Origin of the sequence: Kitasatospora sp. NPDC056184, from assembly GCF_042268405.1 — a bacterium.
GTDB lineage: Bacteria > Actinomycetota > Actinomycetes > Streptomycetales > Streptomycetaceae > Kitasatospora.
Map to the genome: position 1 here is coordinate 512,529 of NZ_JBHJUI010000002.1, position 19,348 is coordinate 531,876.

General features: G+C 77.6%; 12 protein-coding genes. All 12 read left to right on the forward strand.

From position 1 onward, the window contains the following. Positions 1-273: 273 nt before the first annotated feature. The 12 genes from ACFC0B_RS07180 to ACFC0B_RS07235 all read left to right on the forward strand — a co-directional run bounded on the left by ACFC0B_RS07180 (position 274) and on the right by ACFC0B_RS07235 (position 19,320). The gene (locus ACFC0B_RS07180) at positions 274-3,789 is read left to right on the forward strand and encodes a CHAT domain-containing protein (RefSeq protein WP_376083400.1); all 3,516 of its coding nucleotides are present in this window, start codon (positions 274-276) and stop codon (positions 3,787-3,789) included. After that, on the forward strand, positions 3,786-4,610 hold the full coding sequence (locus ACFC0B_RS07185; RefSeq protein ID WP_376083402.1) for a hypothetical protein: 825 nt from the start codon (positions 3,786-3,788) through the stop codon (positions 4,608-4,610). The genes ACFC0B_RS07180 and ACFC0B_RS07185 overlap by 4 nt, the downstream gene beginning before the upstream one ends. After that, positions 4,610-5,410, forward strand: a complete 801-nt coding sequence (locus ACFC0B_RS07190) for an RES family NAD+ phosphorylase (RefSeq protein WP_376083404.1) — start codon at positions 4,610-4,612, stop codon at positions 5,408-5,410. The genes ACFC0B_RS07185 and ACFC0B_RS07190 overlap by 1 nt, the downstream gene beginning before the upstream one ends. After that, the gene (locus tag ACFC0B_RS07195) at positions 5,407-6,192 is read left to right on the forward strand and encodes a hypothetical protein (protein WP_376083406.1); all 786 of its coding nucleotides are present in this window, start codon (positions 5,407-5,409) and stop codon (positions 6,190-6,192) included. The genes ACFC0B_RS07190 and ACFC0B_RS07195 overlap by 4 nt, the downstream gene beginning before the upstream one ends. A 76-nt stretch (positions 6,193-6,268) precedes the next feature. Continuing rightward, entirely contained in the window at positions 6,269-7,369 is a 1,101-nt protein-coding gene (locus ACFC0B_RS07200) for a hypothetical protein (RefSeq protein ID WP_376083407.1), read from the forward strand. Next, complete coding sequence (locus ACFC0B_RS07205; RefSeq protein WP_376083409.1) at positions 7,366-8,070, forward strand: 4Fe-4S single cluster domain-containing protein; 705 nt, start codon at positions 7,366-7,368, stop codon at positions 8,068-8,070. The genes ACFC0B_RS07200 and ACFC0B_RS07205 overlap by 4 nt, the downstream gene beginning before the upstream one ends. A 152-nt stretch (positions 8,071-8,222) precedes the next feature. After that, complete coding sequence (locus tag ACFC0B_RS07210) at positions 8,223-9,824, forward strand: hypothetical protein (protein WP_376083411.1); 1,602 nt, start codon at positions 8,223-8,225, stop codon at positions 9,822-9,824. After that, on the forward strand, positions 9,821-11,941 hold the full coding sequence (locus tag ACFC0B_RS07215; RefSeq protein ID WP_376083413.1) for an AAA family ATPase: 2,121 nt from the start codon (positions 9,821-9,823) through the stop codon (positions 11,939-11,941). The genes ACFC0B_RS07210 and ACFC0B_RS07215 overlap by 4 nt, the downstream gene beginning before the upstream one ends. Continuing rightward, the gene (locus ACFC0B_RS07220) at positions 11,941-13,971 is read left to right on the forward strand and encodes an Hsp70 family protein (RefSeq protein WP_376083414.1); all 2,031 of its coding nucleotides are present in this window, start codon (positions 11,941-11,943) and stop codon (positions 13,969-13,971) included. Before ACFC0B_RS07215 ends, ACFC0B_RS07220 begins: the two co-directional genes overlap by 1 nt. Next, positions 13,972-15,153, forward strand: a complete 1,182-nt coding sequence (locus ACFC0B_RS07225; protein ID WP_376083415.1) for a hypothetical protein — start codon at positions 13,972-13,974, stop codon at positions 15,151-15,153. 1 nt (position 15,154) lies between these two features. Beyond that, complete coding sequence (locus ACFC0B_RS07230; protein ID WP_376083417.1) at positions 15,155-17,665, forward strand: GTPase-associated protein 1-related protein; 2,511 nt, start codon at positions 15,155-15,157, stop codon at positions 17,663-17,665. Further along, positions 17,662-19,320, forward strand: coding sequence for a hypothetical protein (locus tag ACFC0B_RS07235; RefSeq protein ID WP_376083419.1), 1,659 nt, complete (start codon positions 17,662-17,664; stop codon positions 19,318-19,320). The genes ACFC0B_RS07230 and ACFC0B_RS07235 overlap by 4 nt, the downstream gene beginning before the upstream one ends. Positions 19,321-19,348: the final 28 nt, after the last annotated feature.

Sequence of the window (19,348 nt, forward strand, 5' to 3'; positions counted from 1 at the left end):
AACCGAGATGTATCGCACGGAGACCAACCGGCCGTCCGCCGAACCACGGTGGCCGACCCGACACGGCCGCGCGGGCGGCGCTCGGAGGCGCCGAACGGCCGGTCCGGGGGCGGCTGCGGGCGGAACGCGGTTGATTCCCGGTTGAGATCGGGTCGCGGGTCCCGAAGGGGGTTCGCCCGGTTGCGCGCGGGGTCATGATGTGGACGCCACGAGCTGCACGGATGACGGAGCCGCAAGATGACACTTGGTCAGAACGATCTTCCAGAGCTTCAGTTGACGGACGGGGGTGGCCTGTCCGGGGTGCGGGCCTGGGCCCTGGACGCGACGGGCCGGGCCGAGGCGCTGCTGCTCCCCGACCCGGCGGGGCCGCCCCGGCCGCGGATCGACGACCCGGTGGCCCACGACCGGGTGATCGGCGAACTCACGGAGCTGGAGGGGCTGCTGGGGGAGGACGAGCCGATCAGGGCGGTCCTGGCCGCCCGGCTCGGCGGACTGCTCGCCGTCCGCCACCTGCGGCGCGGCGAGGAACCCGCGGACAGCCCCCGCGCCCAGCGGCTGCTGCGCGAGGCGCGGGCCTGCGAGGTGCCGCTCACGGGGTGGGAGGCCCAGCGGGCCGCGCTGTACCTCGCGACACTGCTGGTCCCCCGGCCCGACGGCGGCGCGGAGGGCTTCGCGGCCGCGGTCGCCTGGCAGGCGGCGAACCCGGCCGTGCTCGACCCCGGCGGGCCGGAGCTCGCCGAGCTGCGGGAGCTGCTGGGCGACCTGCGGGACGCCCCGCTGCCGCCGGACGTGCGACTGCACGTGGACACCATGGCCACCGCGCTCGGCCTGGCCCAGGGCGGCGCCGCCGACTTCCTCGCCGGCATCGGACCGCTGGTCGACAATCTTCCGGCGGACTTCCCCGGTCTCCCGCAGATACGCGTGATGATGGGCCTGATCGACTCCTACCCGGCCCCGTCCGGACCACCCGACGCCCCCGGACCCGCCGCACCACCGCTCGACCCGGAGGCCGAACGCGAGGAGGTCGACCGGATGACGGCCATGGCGCTGGCCATGGTCGACATGGAGATACCGGGCTCGCTCGCTCCCGGGCAGCTCGCCGAGATCGCCCGACGGGTCAGGGCCGGCCGGGCCCACAGCACCGACGGTCCCGCCGACGCGGCGTACGACGCGCTGACCTACGCGGTGGCCACGCTGGGCCTCGCGGTGCCCGGGCGGGACCACGACCTGCTCGCCGACGCGCTCGGCGTCATGCGGCAGGCCACCGACGGCCTGCCGCCCGGGGACCAGTGGCGCGGGCTGCTCAGCGCCGTCGATCCCACACTCCTGTCCATGTCCCGCTTCCTCGGCGGGAACCTGGAGGACGAGGAGGAGGCGGACCGGCACTTCACCGAGGCGCTGGATGAGCTGGGCGACACCTCCCACCCCTTCGCGCTCCAGGTGCGGATCATCGCCATCGGTCAGCGCAGCGCGGGATTCCAGCGCGCCGAGGACCGGGCCGGCGTGCTGTCCTGCATCGAGGACCTCCGCGTGCTGCGCGAGGGCCTGTCCGACGGCGACCAGGCCCTCGTGCCCGCGCTGATGATGCTCGGTCTGGTCCACCAGGACCTCTGGCAGCTGACGCACGACCTGACGGTGCTGCGGACCGGCCTGCGCCACCTGCGGGAGGCCCTCGACCTCATGGAGGGGTCGACGGGCTACGGCGGACTGCTGGAACCGCTGAGCCTCAGCCTCACCGCGGTCCGCGCCGTCCTGGACGGCGACCCGGAGGCGCTCCGGGCCCAGCTGGACGCACAGCCCTCCGAGCAGCCGCCCAACCTGCTCGTCGGCGCCGGCCGGAAGCTGCCGGCCCAGGCGATGGCCAGCCACCTGCAGGCCTGGCTCACCCGCTCCCGCGCCGATCAGGACCGTGCCGTCGAGGAGCTGGAGGCGGCCCGGCGCGACGCGGCGGACGGCGGTACGTGGCAGCACGCCACGCTGCTCTGGGCCCTCGCCGACACCTACCGCGAGCGGGACGACGTCGACGCGGGCGACCGGGCGGCCGCGGCGCGGGCGATGGTCGAGTCCTTCGAGGTCCTGACCACCGACGTGCTGCTGGAGGTCGGCGCCGAACACCGGCTGCTGAGGGCCCGGGAGGGAGCCTCGCGCGCCGTGGACGCGGCGCGCTGGGCAGGGGCCCAGGGGCTGGCCGAACACGCGGTGACCATGCTGGAGCTGGGCCGGTCGCTGGTGCTGCAGACGGCCGCGGCCTCGGCCGAGGTGCCGGAACTGCTGGCGGCCCGCGGCCACTCGGAGCTGGCGGACGCCTGGCGGCAGGCGGCGTCCGCCCGGGACCGCGCCGCGGACCAGCCGATCCCGAGCCTGCTGCGGCGGCGGGCCCTGGACGTGCTCCGGGGCGGGCCGGGCCTCTTCGAACCGCCCACCCTGGCGGAGCTGAACGCGGGCCTTCGGCCGGGCGAGACCGACGCCCTGGTGTATCTCGTGCCGGGTGCGGAGGGGATGCCCGGCATGGCGATCGTCCTGGGTCCGGACCTGGAGCCCGGGGTGCTCGGCCTGCCGCTGCTCGCCGAGGCCGGGCGCGCGCCGCTGGAGGCCTTCCTCGACCTGTCGGCCGAGCGCTCACGGCTGCGCCGGGCGGCGCCCGGGACGGCCGGGGCCGCGGCCGCCGAGGCGATCGAGGAGCCCTGGGAGGAAGCCCTCGCGGAGCTGTGCGACTGGGCCTGGCCGGCCGTCGTCGGCCCGGTCCTCCTCGGCATCGCCGAGCGCCTGGAGGCCAACCCGGACCGGCACCGGGGCAGGCCCGGCCCGCCCCGGATCCTGCTGGTGCCCTGCGGGAACCTCGGCGCCGTGCCGTGGCACGCCGCCCGGCTGCCGGAGGGGAGCCGGCACCGCTACGCGTGCGAGACCACGGTGCTGTCGTACGCGGCCTCGGGCCGGGAGTTCCTGCGGGCGGCGGCCCGCGAACGGCTGGCGCCGGGGGCCCGCCCCGTGCTGGTGGCCGACCCGCAGATGGACCTGACCCGGGCCGAGCTGGAGGTCCTCGCGCTTCGCGACGGCTACTACCCGGGCGCCGAACTCTACGGCGAGTACTACCAGGTGGACGGCGAGCGGGTCGGTCCCGGGACGCCGGAGGAGATGCTCGCGCTGCTCCCGGGCGCGGGCGCGCGGCCGCCGCTCTCGCTGCTGCACATCGCCTCGCACGGCGAGGCGGGCGTCCGTCCGACGGTGTCCGCGCTCAGCCTGGCCCACCCCGGTCCGGCGCGGCCGTCCGGGCACGCGGGCCCGCCGGCCGGCGCCGCCGACCCGGGGATGCTCACCGTCACCCGTCTGCTGGACCGTCCGGCCGAGGCCGGCGTCGACCGGGCCGGGCCGCTGGTGGTCCTGAGCGCCTGCGAGACGGACCTCTCCAACCGCGACCACGACGAGGCGCTGACCCTGGCCACGGCGTTCCTGGCGAGCGGCGCGAAGGACGTCGTCGGCTCGCGCTGGACGACGAGGGACGGCGCGTCCGCGCTGATGATGGCGGTCTTCCACCACCACGTGGCGGTGACCGGGCTCAGCCCGGCCGACGCGCTGCGCGCGGCCCAGCTCTGGATGCTGGACCCGCACCGCGAGGCGCCCGAGGGCCTCGGCGGGGAGTTGCGGCGCGAGGCCTCGCAGCCCGGTCTCGACCGGCTGCCGCTCTGGGCGGCCTTCGTCCACCAGGGCCACCCCGGGGCCGCGGCCGCGGCCCCGGCCGCGACGGCCGGGCCTGCGGGCGCGGTGGAACGACAGGAGGGGACGGCATGAGTCCGGAGGCGCTGATGGCGCTGGTACGGCAGCACTGGGCCGGGGTGTGGGCGGCGCTGACCGACGAGAAGCGCACGGAACTGGCGGCCCGGGTGGCTGCGCTCGCCGAGGCGCGGGGCGACGGGGAGGCCACGCGGAAGGCGTTCCACGGCGTCAAGCTGACGCTGATGTCGCTGCCGCTGGACCACCCGGTGCGCAAGGAGCTGAACGGCCTGCGAGCGGTCGCCGCCGACCCGCGGCCGACGGCCGAGCTGGCCGCGGAGCTGCTGGCCTGGCTGGCGGAGACCGACGCCGCGTCCGCGTTCGCCGCCTCCGTGCCCGGCCCCGGCGGTGCGGAAGGCCGCGCCGACGGCGGCGCCGACGACCGCGCCGACGACCGACACGGCGCCGATCCTCCGGGAGCCGCGCCGGACACCGCCGGGATCATCGCCGCCGTGCAGCGCCGACTGCTGGCCGCCCCCTCGCTCGGCCGCGCCGACCTCGACGCGCGCGGCCTCGACGCGGCCACCCTGGACGGCTCGGGCCTGATCATCCGGCTGGTCGACCGGGCGGGCGAACACCGCTACCCCGCCTTCCAGTTCGCCGACGCGACGACCGGTTCCGGTGGCGGCTCCGGTACCGGCACCGCCGCCGACCGCGGCCTGCTGCCGGTCGTCGCGCGGATCAACCGGCTGCTGCTGGCCGAGGAGGACCCCTGGGGAGCCGCCGACTGGTGGCTCGCCGGCAACAGCTGGCTGGGCGGCACCCCGGCCGCACTGCTCGGACTGGTCTCGGACGAGCTGCTGACCGCGGCCGCCCTGTCCGTGGTGGAGGGGGACTGATGCCCGCGTACCCGCCTCCCCAGGACTCCGACGGCTTCCGGATGCGCCCGCACCTGCGGAGCCTGCCGGCCGGCACCGAGCTCTGGCGCTGCCACCGGACCGGGCGCGCCGGCGCCGGCTTCAACCCCGTGCCGGCCGACTCCCACTTCGGCGGCAGCCGCTTCGACGGCACCCTGGCCGACCCCTACTCCTTCCTCTACGCCGCGCCCGAGCCGGCCACCGCGCTGGCCGAGGTCCTGCTGCGCGCGATGCCCTTCGACGCCGGCACCGGCATGCGGCTGGTCCCCTACCGGGCGGTCGCCCAGCGCTCGCTGACGGTGCTGCACACCGCCGTCGACCTCTGCCTCGTCGAGCTGGTCACCGAGGAGGACCTCGCCGCGGTCTGCCAGGACTCCTGGCTGCTGGAGACCGAGGGCCCGGGGTACGCCCAGACCCGGCGCTGGGCCGCCGAGCTGCGCTCCCGGGTGCCGCAGGCGCAGGGGCTGGTGTGGCAGTCCCGGCGGCACCGGCCCCGGGAGGCCCTGGTGCTGTTCGGCGACCGCTGCGGCGAGGGGGTGCTCAAGAGCGACCCCGGGACCGTCCGCGCGTTGGACACACCGGACGGCGTGGCGGAGGTGAACCGGCTGTTCGCCCCGCTGCGGGCGGCGGTCGTACCGCCCGGACCGCGCACCGGGGACTCCGTCGACAGCGCCGGCGCCCGCTTCGGCGGAGCCCTCGACGGCGCGGGCCCCGACGGCGCCGGCCCCGGCGAGGCGTTCCGGACCGGCCCCGCGGCGTCCGGGGCGGTGGGCACGCCATGACGACCGCCACCGGCCGGACGGCCCGCGGAGCCGGTCCCGGGAGCGGCTGGGACGAACAGCAGCCGGTCATCGTGCTGCTGGACACCTCCGCCTCGATGAACCGCCCCGCGGACGCCCCGCCGATCGCCGACCTCAACCGGGCGCTCGCCCGCGGCCTCGACTCCATCCGGTCCCGGGAACGGCTCCGCTCCAGGGTGGGGGTCTGCCTGGTCGCGTTCGACTCGCGGGTGCGGGTCTTCGACGCCTCCGCGGGAGCCTTCCGCGCGCCGGAGGAGGCCGACGGCGAGGCGCTGTTCAGCCCGCTGGAGGAGCTGCGGCCGCCCGCTCTGACGGCGCAGGGCTTCACCTGCATGGTGCCGGCCCTGCGGTTCGCCCTGGACCTCGCCCGCCGCCGCTACCGGGAGCTCGCCGCCCGCCGGGTCCCGGTGCTGCGGCCGCTGATCTGGCTGATCACCGACGGCGCGCCGAGCGACGGGGCCGGCGCCCGGCTGGACGCGGCGGAGATCGCGGCCACCGCCGAACAGCTGCGGCAGGCCGAGCGGGCCGGTGAGTGCCTCCTCTTCGTGATCGGGGTCGAGGGGGCCGACCAGGAGGTACTGGAGGCCCTCGCGCCGCGGGCGACCCACCTGCTGGCGGGGCTGGACTTCGGCCGGATCCTCGACGTCGTGTTCCTGAGCTCGGAACGGGCGGGCGACCGCACGGCCGAGGAGGTCTCCGCCGAGGTCGAGGACTACGCGGCGAACACCGACATCCTCGACGGCCTGGAAGAGGAGCACCGGTGAGCGCCCCCGCCCGGCGGGCGGCGGCCCCCGGCGACCACCCGGCGGTGCTCCCCGCCCTGCCGCCCGGCGGTGCCCGATGGCCCTGAGGGTGGCGGCCGAGGACGGCCGGCAGTGGTGGCTGGCCGAGGAGGTCGGCCGGGGAGGCGAAGGGGTGGTCCACGCCGTGGCGGACGTCCCGGCGCTGGTGGCCAAGCTGGTGCCGCGGCCTCCCGACCCGGCCGCCTACCGGGACCGGATCGCGCGGCTGGCGCGCCGCCGGCACGAGCCCCGCACCGTCCGGCTGCTCGGCGGGGCCGGCGGCGGGGTGGCCTGGCCGAGGGTCCCGGTCACCACGGTGCGCGGCGGCGTGCACGGGTACCTGATGAGCGATCTGCGCGGCCGGTACCGGCCGCTGGAGGACCTGCTCTCGTCGGACGGCCGCCGCAACCGCCTGCCGGGCGCCACCTGGGCGACCGCGCTGCGGGCGGCGGCCGGGCTGGCGGCGCTGCTGGCCGCCCTGCACGCGGAGGAGTACCTGGTCGGCGACCTGAAGCCGGACAACCTCTGGGTGGACGGGCACGGCGCGGTCGGGATGGCGGACGTCGACTCCTGGCAGTTCGCCGACGGCGGCCGGGTGTTCCGCTGCCGGGTGCGCACGGCCGGGTACACGGCGCCGGAGGCGGTGGCGGTCCCGGGAGCCGTCCCGTCCCGGGCGGGCGACGACTTCGTCCTGGCGGTCGTCGTGCACCGGCTGCTGATGGCGGGCCTGCACCCGTTCGCCGGGCACCCCGGGGACGGCAGCCGGTACGTCTCGCTGGACGACAACCTGCTGCACGGGCGCTGCCGGCTGACGGACCACCGGTCCGTCGCGCTGCCCGGTCCGCTGCCACCGGCCGACCTGCTGCCCGGCCGGGTCGCCGCACTCCTGCGCGCCGCCCTCGGGCCGGCCGGGCGGAGCACGCCCGGCGACCGGCCGGAGGCGGCGGCGTGGGCGGCGGCCCTGCGCGCGGAGCTGGCGGACGGCCGCCTGCGCGACTGCGCCGAGAACGGCCGCCACGTGTACACGGCGGAGCGGCCGTGGTGCCCGTGGTGCGACCTGGCGCGGCGGGGCGGCGAGGAGTACCCGGCCGCGCCCGCCGGGATGGCGCCCGGTCGGCGGGCGCCCCGGGCGGCGGACACCGCGTGGAGGACAAGGTGAACGGAACGGATTCGCGGCTCTCGGTGGCCCGCACGCTCGACCGGTGCTCCGTCCTGGGGCCCGGCCACCGGGCGGTGCTCTGGGTGCAGGGCTGCCCGCTGCGCTGCCGGGGCTGTGTGGCGGCGGAGACGCTGCCGTTCACCGACGGGCCGGGCCGCCCGGTCGCCGAACTCGTCGACTGGCTGGCCGGGTTGACCGGGATCGAAGGGGTCACCGTCTCCGGCGGCGAGCCGTTCGCCCAGGCCGGGGCGCTGGTCGCGCTGCTCGACGGCCTGCGGAGGGCGCGGCCCGAGCTGTCCGCGATGGCGTACTCCGGCTTCCGCCTGGAGACCCTGCGGCGCGGCACTCCGGCGCAGCGGGGACTGCTGGACCGGCTCGACCTGCTCGTCGACGGTCCGTACGTGGCCCCGCTCCACGCCGACCTGCGCTGGCGGGGGTCGTCCAACCAGCGCCTGCACTGGCTGTCGCGGCGCTACGCGGACCTGCCGGCGGAGCCCGACACCGGGGCGGGGATCGAGTTCTCCGTCGGGCTGGACGGTTCGCTCTCCTGGGCCGGTGTGCCGGCGGTGCCGGGCTTCCGGGAGGAGATCGAGCGGCGGGTGGAGGCCCGGGGCTTCGCCCTGCGCACCGCCCCGCCGCCGCCCGCCCCGCGCGGCGGGGGGCCGCTGCACGTGCCGGACCCGGACGTGCCGGGCCCGTAGGCGCCGGACGCGCCTACTCCGGAACAGCACAGCCCGGAACAGCACAGCCCGGAACAGCACAGGCCGGAACAGCACAGGCCGGACCCGCGCATACCGGGTCCACGCACCGAGGCCCCGCACGACGGGGGCCTGCACACCGAAGGAGGGGGACGGTGAGCGGATCACCGAAGTACAGCAGCGTCTCGGTCGGCGCCTCGCGGCTCGCCGCCGAGGCCGAGCAGCGGCGGCGGCAGGCCGAGCAGCGGCGCCGGCTGGAGCAGGACCGGGCCCGCGAGCGGGCGCGCCTCGCGGCGGCCAGGACCCGGGCGCGCGCCGAGGCGGAGCGCCGCGCCGCCGCCCGGGCGAAGGCCCGCGCCGAGGCGGAGCGCCGCGAGCGGGAGCACCGGGCGAAGGCCCTGGCCGAGGCCGACCGCCGGGCCGCCGAGCGGAGGGACCGGGAGGAGGCCGAACGGGCCGGGCGGGTCGCGGCGGCGCTGACCGCCCAGGGTGCGGCGGCGGCCCGCGGCCTGGACGAGGTGGAGGTCCTGATCGACGCGGCGCGTACGGCCGCCGACCCCTCCGCCGTGCGCGAGCTGGCCGACCGGCTGGCGGATCTGCGGTCCCGCGCCGTGCACCGTCCGGACGCCGGGCTCGCGGCGGAGGTCGAGGAGCTGCGCGGCCGGGCCGTCGCCCTGCGGTCGGCCGGCCGCGACCACGACCGGCCCGCCGACGCCGGCCACGAGTACCGGATCGCCGCACTGGAACGGCAGTTCGCCCTCCTGGCCGCGACCGGGGCCGAGGTCGACGCGGCCGGCCGGCGCCGGTGCGCCGAGCTGCTGGGCGATCTGCGGCAGGCGACGGCAGAGCACCGGACGCTCAGGGCGGAAGCACTCCTGGGCACGGTCGAGCACGAACTGGCCCGCCACGCGGCCGCCGTGCAGACCGCCCGCGCCGCCGCGCTCGCCGAAGCCGCCCGGCAGCAGGCCGACGAACGGCACCGCAGGGCTCGGGAACAGGCCGACGAACGGCAGCGCAGGGCCCACGAACAGGCTGCCGAACGGCAGCGCCGGGCACAGGAGGAGGCCGCCGAACGGCTCCGCTCGGAGGCCGAGCGGCAGGCCGCGGAGCTCGCCGCCGAACTGGCGGAGGCCGCCGACCGGCTCGCCGTCGTCGCGGGGACCGCGCGCGACGCCGCCCGTGACGCCGCCGCCTTCGGGGAGACCGATCTGCAGGGCCGCCTCCTCACCGCCGTGCACCGGGCGACCGACGCGGTCGAGGCCTCCCGGGGCCGGGCGGCGCTGACCGCCGTCGAGGAGCTGGAGCGGCTGCTGCCCGAGGCGGAGGCCCGGCTCGACGAGCTGCTGCTGGCGTTCGAACGGCGTACCGAGCTGGCCGAGGTGCTGAAGGAGGCGATGGCCGGCGAGGGTCTGGCGTTCACCGGCGGAGGCGACCTGGGACAGGAGTTCGTGCTGGTCTTCGAGCGGCCGAACGGTGCCCGCTACGAGACGAGCGTCGGCACGGCGAACGACGGCACACCGGTCCTGAGCTACACGGTGGAGGGCGAGTCGGACGTCGTCGTGGTGCCCGAGCGCCGCGAGGTGGCCTGCGACCGGACGGAAGCGCTGCTGGACCGGGTGCACGAGGCGATGGGGGAGAGCGGCTACCACCCGGGCGAGCTGGACTGGGACGGCAAGCCGCCGCGCGGCGGCGCCGCCCGGGCGGGCGGCAGCGCTGCGACCGGCACCCCCGGGAGCACGGCGCGGGGCACCGCGTGAGCGCCGCGGGCGCCCCGGGCGAGGCCGGAGCGGGCCTGGCCGGCGGCCGGAGCGTCGCCCGGGAGGAGGCGCCGCTCTGGGTGGCCGCGCTGCGCTGGGAGCTGTGGCGCGGCCGCCAGGTGATCCTCACCGGGCAGGTCCGGGACCGCTGGTGGTGGCGGGGCCGCCCGGTCCCGTTCCGCACCGTGCTGGCCCACGCGCTGCACGGGTGCGGCGCCGGCACGGTGGCCTGGTGGGACCCGGTGGGCGGCCTCGCCTTCCCGCTCGACGGCGATCAGGACCGTTTCACCGCACTGGACCGGCGGCCGCCCGCGAGGGCCGCCGCCTCCGCACGGCCGGGCACAGGGGACTCGGCCGCGCACCCCGGCCCGGGCGCCTTCGGGCACCCGGGCCGGGGACCCTCACCGGAGCCGGGGAGCACCGAGGATCCCGCGCAGGCCCCGGCCCGGGACCCCGCGACCAGGCGCGGCGAGCTGCGCCGGGCGGCCTCCGGAGACCTGTTCACCGCCCGGCCGGCCCGCCGGACGGCCTCGGTGGACGACGCGCTGGCGGAGGCCCACCGGCTGGCGGCCTCCCCGCAGGCGGCCGTCGCCTTCGTCTTCGAGGACATCGACCTCGCCCTGCCGCTGAACGAGGCCTCCTCCGTCCAGGGCTACCTGCACCTGCGCGCCGCCATGTCGGACGCCGTCGCCCCGCTGCCGCACACCGGCACCGGCCCGGCCGGGGCGGCCGCCGCGGCGCGGCCGCCCGCCCGCAACGCGGTGCTCGCCGTCGTCGGCGACCTCGCCCGCCTGCCCGCCTGGCTGTACCGGGAGGACCCGCGCACGGTGGTGCTGCACATCGGCCCGCCCGACCAGGCGGAGCGCCGCCGCTGGTTCGCCATGATCGGCGGCGAGTTCAACGGCGGCGCGGAGGCCGGCCCGGCCGGGTTCGAGGCGCTGGTCGGCGCCACCGACGGCATGGCCGGCTGGGAGCTGGACGCGCTGGCCCGGACCTCGCACATCCGCCGCGCCCCGGTGGGGGAGCCGGGCCGGCTGCTGGAGCGCCACCGCATCAACGTCAACGTCGACCCCTGGAGCCAGATCGACCGCCGGACCGTCGCCGAGGCGGCCGGGGAACTCGGCACCCGGGTGATCGGGCAGCGGGCCGCCGTCGACGCGGTGGTGGGCGCGCTCCAGACCGCCTTCGTCGGAGTGGGTTTCGGCGGATCCGGGGCGGCCCGACCCCGCGGCTCGTTCTTCTTCGTCGGCCCGACCGGCGTCGGCAAGACCGAACTCGCGAAGTCCGTCGCCCAGTTGATCTTCGGCGATCCGAGCGCCTACGCGCGCTTCGACATGAGCGAGTACCAGCAGGAGCACGCGGCCGAGCGCCTGGCCGGGGCGCCGCCCGGCTTCATCGGCTACGACCAGGGCGGCGAACTCACCCGGCGGGTGCGGGAACGGCCGTTCAGCGTGCTGCTCTTCGACGAGATCGAGAAGGCCCACCCGGCGGTCCTGGACAAGTTCCTGCAGATCCTGGAGGACGGCCGGCTCACCGACGGGCAGGGCCGGACGGCGTACTTCTCCCAGAGCCTGATCATCTTCACCTCCAACACCGGCGCCGCCGGGCTGCCCGGGCTGCTGGCCGAGCACGGCGGCGACCTGCCGTACGAGGTGCTGCGCCGCCACTTCACCGGAGCCGTGGAGGAGAAGTTCCGGGCGATCGGCCGCCCCGAGATCTACGGCCGGCTGAAGCCCGGGGTGGTGGTCTTCGACATGCTGCGCACCGAGCACGTGGTCGGCATCGCGGACCGGCTGCTCGACCAGCTCGCCGGGTCGCTGCGCGAACGCCACGGGATCGGCCTGGTCCACGACGCGGAGAGCATCCATCCCTGGATCACGCGCCGGATGGCCGACCCCGAGCGGCAGGCCTACGGCGGGCGGCAGATCCGCAACGAGTTCGACCCCGTCCTGGCCGCCGTGGTGCGGTACGTCATCGGACACGCGCCGCCGAGGGGGAGCACGATCCGCCTGACGATCGACGGCGACGGCGCGGTGTGCGTGACCCCCGTCGCGGTCAAGGGCGGCGCCGGGGACCAGGACCGGCACGGGGACGACGGGGACGGGGGGACATCCTGATGCACGGCATCGACCTGGGGGACAGCTACGCCCGCATCGCCTGGCCGGGTCCCGACGGCACGCCGGTGGTGACCGGCGCGACCGACGTCCCGGCCACCGTCGACGCCACCGGCCCGGACGGCCCCCGGCCCGCCCGGGGAGCGGGTGCCCGGTCGGCCCGCGCCGGGCTCTTCACGGGCGCCGCCGAGCGGCCCGCCGCAGACCCGCTCGCGGACCCGCCGTCCCCCGCCGGACCGCGGGGCGGCGCGCTCCGGCCCGAGGCACTCACCGGCCTCGTCCTGACCGCCCTCGCCCGGCGCAGCCGGGAGTGCGGCGGCGGCACCCCGCAGGAGGTGGCGCTCGCGCTGCCCGCCACCGGGGGCAGCGAACCGGCCCTGCGCCGGGCGGCCGAGCACGCCGCCGGACTGCGGGTCGGCCGGGTGCTGCCGGAGTCGGTGGCGGCGGCACTGCACTACGGCGCGGTCCGCGACGGTGTCCGCCTCTCCGTCCTGGTGTACGACCAGGGCGCCACCGGCTCCGACCTGAGCCTGCTCGCCGTCGACGGCGACCGGACCGTCCGCGTCCTGGAGACGGTCTCGCAACCGCTCGGCGGCGACCACTGGGACGAGGCCGTCGCCCGGGAGCTGCTGCGCCGCCTCGGCTCTCCCGACGGCCCGGTCGGGCCGCTGCTCCCGGTCGCCGAACGGCTCCGGCTCGCCCTCGACGAGGCCCCGGAGGCGTGGCGGCGGGTGCGCTGGGAGGGCGCGGAGCACGAGGTCTCGCTCGACCGGGAGACCCTCCGCGGGCTGGTCGAGCCGCTGCGCGAGCTGGGCGCGGGGGCGGTCGGCGCACTGCTGGAGGCCGTCCAGGACCGCGGCGGGGACGTTCCGGGCACCCTGCTGCTGGCGGGCGGCCTGAGCGAGACGCCGGGGACGGCCGAGTGGCTGGAGGAGCGGTTCGGACTCACCGTGCGCTCGCGGACCCCCGGGGCCGCGGTGGCGGGCGGACTCGCGCTCACCGGGGACTTCGGACTGCTCAGGGTGCTCACCGGCCCCGCCGCGGCCCGGCCCCGGCCGGCGGTCGACGACCCCGATCCGCGCGGGCGGGACAGCTCCTACGGCGGATCCGGCGGGTCCGGCGGGTACGGCGGCCGGCCGGCGCCGAACGCGTCCCGTACGAGAACGGATCCCGGCCCGGGGAGCACCGCCCCCGGAGAGGCACGACCGGGGGAGGACAGCGCGGGGCAGGAGGCATCGTGGGGCGACCGGCCCGGGCCGTCCGAGCGGCCACCCGACGGCGGGACCGCCTTCCCGAAGCACGGACCCGAAACGCCTCGGACGCCCGGCCCACCCGAACCGCCCGACCCGCCCGCCGCTCCCGCTCCCCCCGCCGCCGCACCTGCCGACGCCGACCCGGCCCTCCACCCCGTCCCCGTCCAGCAGCTGCGCGCCACCCGCCGGGACGACCACCTCCTGCTCGTCTGGGCCTGGCCCCCCGACAGCCGCGAGGCCCGGGTGCGCTGGTCGCTGGACGCCCCCGATCCCGGCGGCCTGCCCCGGACCGGGGACGTCCGCTGCGGCCGCCGGTCCTACCAGCACGACGGCGGCCTCGATCTGCGGGTCGGCCGCGGCGCCCTCGCCGTCACCGTGGCCGCGCTCACCCCCCACCCCGCCGAACCGCTCGCCGAACCCTCGGCGCTGATCCTGCCCGCCCGGCCGCCGCTGGTCCGCTACGAGGCCGTGGTCCGGCGCGGCCTGCGCGGCCTGCGCGGCCGGACGGCCCGGCTGACCTTCGTCGCGGACACCCCCTGCGAACTGCCGGCCCTCCAGGTGGTGCACGGCCTCGGCCGGATCTGCCCCGCCGGCGCCGCGGACGGGACGGTGCTGCGCGAACTGCCCGCCCGCCGGCTGGAGGCGCGGATCCCGTTCACCGTCGACCTCCCCTTCCCCGCCACCCGGGGCCCCTCCTGGCTGATCTGCCTGCCGCTCGGCGCGGACGACGCCGCCGCCGAGCTGCGCCCGGCCTCCCTGCACCGACTGAAGGTGAGCTGAATGGCCGCCGACCTCGTCTGCCCCTACTGCTACGAGACCTTCACCGCCCGCGACATCGGGTTCCGGTGCAGCGGCCGGATCAGCCCGGCCGGCCGGCGGTGCCCGTTGGCGCGCGATCCGGTGCTCGCCGAGCGGACCGGCCGGCGCGGCGAGGTCGGCCCGGCCTTCCGGGCCGACGGGCGGAAGCCCGCCGCCGCCTGCCCGGACTGCGAGGGCGACACGACGTACCGGATCTGCCCGGTCTGCCACAGCACCCTGCCGGTCCAGTTCGGCATGGTCGGGCACCGGCTGATCGCCATGGTCGGCGCGAAGGCCTCCGGCAAGACGGTCTACATGACCGTGCTGCTGCACGAGCTGATGAACCGGGTCGGCGCCGGGCTCGGTACCGCCCTGATGGCCTCGGACGACCTGACGATCCGCCGGTTCGGCGGCGACTACGAGGAGCAGCTCTACCGGCACGGCCGGCTGTTCCACGGGACGCGGACCGCCGCCGCCAACGACGGACGGGTGGAGCCGCTGGTGTTCCGGTTCAGCCGCAGCCGCGGCCGGCTGAACCGCTCCCGGCCGCGGCACAGCGTGCTCTCCTTCTTCGACACGGCGGGCGAGGACTTCAACTCGCGGGAGAACGTCGAGCTGAACACCCGCTACCTGGCCAACGCCGACGGCGTGATCCTGATCCTCGACCCGCTGCAGATGCCGGGTGCCCGCCCGCTGGCCCGGCCGGGCACCGTGCTGCCGGGGTCGGAGGGGGTCGACGAGCCGGTCAACGTGCTCAGCCGGGTGACGAACATGCTGATGGCCCGGCAGCAGGGCTCCTCCGGCCTGATCCGCACCCCGCTGGCGGTGGTCTTCGCCAAGCTCGACGCCTTCTGGGACACCCTCGACCCCGGCAGCCCGCTGCGCGCCCACCCGCCGGCCGGGGACCGCTTCGACACGGCCGACAGCCTGGACGTCCACGAGGAGGTCCGCCGCCTGCTGAAGGAGTGGGAGGGCGTGCGGATCGACCAGGACCTCGCGACCCACTACCGGCGGTACCGCTACTTCGGGGTCTCCGCGCTGGGCGCCGGACCGACCCCGGACGCCCTGGTGGCGCCCACCGGCATCCAGCCGTACCGGGTCACCGACCCGCTGCTGTGGCTGCTCAGCGAGTTCGGGGCCGTGCCCCGCCGGGGGCGGGGGTGACATGCCGTTCCAGCAGCTCTACTACACCTCGTGCGAGCGGGGCCTGAGCGGCTTCGCCGGCTACCAGTTCAACGCCGTCAGCGCGGACGTCTCCGCCGGGACCATGCGCGAGGTGGAGGCGCTCACCGCCTACGAGCCGCCGCCCTCGCTGCTGTACGCCCACACCCCGGAGGAGCTGGCCCGCTGCCCGGTCAACCTGCTCTTCGTCCCCGGGGCGACGGCACTGGCGGCCCGGGTCCGGTACGTCGGGCGGGACTCCTCCCAGCGCTACGGCAACTACTTCGCCCACGCCCTGGCCAGCCCCGACTTCGCCCGGGACGGCGGCGGCCTGCTCGGCATCGAACTCTGGGAATCGCCGGTCTGGTCGTCCCGCCCGACCGACCGCACCCGGCTCCCGGCGCTGGAGACCCGGCCGGCCGCCGGCCCCCTCACCCCGCGGTCGGTCGACCGCTTCGTGGCCTCCCACCCGCACGCCGCGCTGCTGCCGGTCCTGCTGGAGGCCGCCCGGTCCGCCGTGGCCGAGGACCGGTCGGTCCTGGTGGTGGACACCGGAACCGACCGGATCGCGCACTGGTTCGCCGCGGTCTGCTTCCTGCTGCCGCCCCCGCTCGCCCGGCGGCTCTCCTTCGCCACCTACCTGCACCGGCCCGGGCGCGGCCGGCTGCACCTGATCGGGAGCCTCCCCGAGAACCGGATCGACCTGGGGCCCGACGACCAGGACGCCTACTACCTGCTCGACTTCGTCCGCGGCCGGGCCCCGGAGCTGCCCGTGCACCCGCTGTCCGGGCTGCTCGCCCGGGTCGGCCCGGCCTCCGCCCGGGCCCTCTGGTCCTGGGCCGCCGACTGCCTGAGCGGACGTGAGCGCACCGCGGGGGACTGGCACGGCCCGGCGGCGGCCGCGGCGGCCGCCGGCGGAACACCCCTCACCCGAGAGGACCTCACCGCCCTGACCGCCTGGCTGACCGGCCCCGACGCGCCGCCGCCCCCCGCACTCACCGCCGCGGTCCGCGACGTCCACCGCCGCCACCGCCTGGACCGGGAGCAGCTGAGCTCGCTCGGCCGGGCCGCCGCCCGCGGCGACGACCCGGAGCTCGCCGAGGAACTGCTGGACGAGGTCCACGAGGCCGACATGCTCCGGCACGAGGAGGGCGACGAGCGGGCCCTGCCGCCGGTCCGGCTCACCGACCCGGTACGGCGCGGGAGGATCACCGGGCGCTGGCTCGCCCGGTTCCGGCGGGCGGACGCCGCCGGGGCGCTGCGCCTGCTCGGCTGGGCGGCCGCCGCCGCGCTGCGGCCGCCGTCCGACGAGCTCGTCCGGCGCAGCGCCGAGATCACCGGGGACCTGTTGGGGGCCACCGTCACCGGGAGTCCGTTCGGCGGGCTGGAGGAGCTGATGACCGCCGCCGCCCGGCAGTGGCCGGAGTTCCGGCAGGGTCTGGTGGAGACTCTCGCCGGGCTGGAGGAGTCGCGCCGGGCGCAGCTGCCCGACCTCCTCCTCGACCTGCCGCCCGGCCTGCTGGGGGAGGAGGACCTGGCCGGCCGCGACCGGCTCCTGGAGCACTACCTGGTGGCCCGGGCCGACCGCCGCCCGGACCTCGCCGCCGCGACCCTGCTGCGCGTCCTCGCGCTGCGCGGCCCGGAGGCCCCGCTCGACCTCCCCCTGCTGCGCCGCCTCTGGGCGCCGCACCGGCACTGGACGCACGCCGCGGCGCTCGCGCTCGTCCCGCAGCTGCCGCCCGGGCTGCGCTGGGAGGACGGCGCCCGGCAGTGGCTGGGCCGGACCCTGGTCCAGGGGATCGCCGACGACGCCGCCCTCGACGACTGCCTGCGCCTGTTCGAGCTGTTCGCCGCCCCGCCCCGGGACGCCTGGCCGGATCCCGACACCGCCGCCTGCGTCGCCCGGACCCTGTGGCTGCGCGACCGGCTGGACCGGGCGGCGAGCGCGGAACAGCTCCTCGACCTGCTCGACGATCCGCCGCCGGCCCGCTGGCAGCCCGCCCGGGCGGTGCTGCGCCGCCGGCTCCCCGAGCGGCTGGCCGACCGCCCGGTGGCCAGGCCCGAGCTGCTGGCCGCCCGCCTGCCCCGGCTGGAGGACCGGAGCGCGCAGGCCTACCTGCGGCGGATCCGGGCCGAGGCCGCCCGGGTCGGCCGGTCGAACCCGCCCTCGGACCCCCTGCTCGGGCACCTCGCGGCGGTGGCCGCCTACCTGGCGCACCACCACCCGTCCGGCGCCCAGCTGGACGTGGTCGTCGCCACCCTGCGGCACGCCCGGGACCACTGGCCGGCGGCCGACGCGGCCCGGCTCGCCCGGGTCCTGCGCCGGTACGCCCCGGCCGAGGCCGACCGGCTGGAGCGGCGGCTCGCCCAGCGCCGGACGAACGCCCCGCAGCGGATCGGCCGCCGGCTGACCGCCCTGTTCACGGCCGGCCGGCGGCCGGAACGGAGCGGCGGCCGGCCCGCCCCGGCTCCGCCCGCCGACCCCGAACCGCGCCGGACCGGGGCGGCGGAGTGAACGCGCTGGAGGAACTCCTGACGGTCTTCGCCGAGCTGCTCGTCCCCCTCGTCCGCGTCCTCGCCCGCCTCGCGGTCTCCCTGCTGCTCGCCCCGCTGGTCGCGGCCACCCGCGCCCTGCGACTGCTGGAGCAGCAGCTCCGCTCCTGCGGCCGCGTGCTGGTGGACGTGCTGCGCCGGAGCGATCCCCAGTACCAGACCCTTCCCCTCCTCCGACCCCAGGACGAGCGGCAACCCGCCCACCGCGCCTACGCCTTCGGCCCGGCGCGGCGTGACCTGCGGCTGGTCGCCGCCCACGGCCTGCGCACCCACCGCCGCCGGACGGCCGACGCCCTGCGGGCCGTCACCGACGGGCTGCGGATCGACCGGGACCTCGTGCTCGCGCTGGCCGGCTGCACCGGTGTCGCGGCCGCCGTCCTGCTCACCGTGCCGCTGCTGGCCGGCGCGCTGCTGGTCCACGCCCTGGTCGTCCTGCTCCTCGGGGCGGGCGCCCGGCTCGCCGCGCTCGTCCTCGCCGGCCTCGACCGCGCGGCCCTCACCGTGCGGCACCTGCGCCAGGGGGTGCTCTGCCCGCACTGCTTCGAGCGGGTGCGCCGGCCCGAGTACGAGTGCTCCCGCCCCACCTGCCGGCGGCGCCACAGCGACCTGCGGCCCGGCCGGTACGGCGTCCTGCACCGCCGCTGCCAGTGCGACGAGCGGCTGCCCACCACCCTGCTCGCCGGCCGCTACCGGCTGCCCGGCTACTGCGGCCACGCGCACTGCGGCCGGCTGCTGAGCACCGAGACCGGCCGGCTCGCCGAACACGCGCTGCCGCTCATCGGCGGCCGAGCCGCCGGCAAGACCCAGCTGATGGCCGCGATGCTCGCCGTCCTCCAGCGGCCCGACCCCGACGGCCGGGCGCACGCCCGGTTCGCCGACGAGGAGACGGCGGAGCGCTACCGGCTGCAGCGCGAGGTCCTGGAGATCCGCGGCCACCCCCGGAGCACCCCGCGGGCACCGCACCGGGCCCACTCCGTCCTCCTCGACCGCGACCGCCCCCCGCGCCTGCTGCACCTCTTCGACACCGCCGGCGAACACTTCGTCAACCGCGAGGACACCGACGCCCTCCGGTACGCGCGGGCCGCCCGCACCTTCCTGTTCGTCCTCGACCCGCTGGCCGTCCCGGCGTTCTGGGACCTCCTCGACCCAGGGCAGCAGGCCCGGCTGGACCGCACGCTCGCCTCCAGCGTCCAGCCGCAGCCCGTCTTCGACCAGGCGGTCCAGGCGGTCGTCGCGATGGGGGTCCCGCTGCACCGCTCGCGGCTGGCCGTCGCCGTCAGCAAGACCGACCTGCTGGACGAGGCGCGGCTGCTCGGCACCGGGGGCGGGCGCGACAGCGACCGCGCCGCGCGGTGGCTCGAACGGGAACTCGGACTGGGGAACCTGGTCCAGGCGATGCGCAACGAGTTCGGCGAGGTGCGGTTCTTCTTCACCGCCGCCGTGCTCACCGCGGACGGGTCGGTCCACCCCAGCATCGCACCGCTGCTCGACTGGTGCCTCGCCGACGGCCGCCGGGCGCGCGCCCGGGCCCGGGCCGCCGCGGCCGCCGTCCGCCCGCTCGGCGCCCCTTCCGCCGCGGATCCGGACGAACGTCCCGCGGCATCGGCAAGCTTGTGAACACCCCTTTCCCGTGCCATCGTTGGGG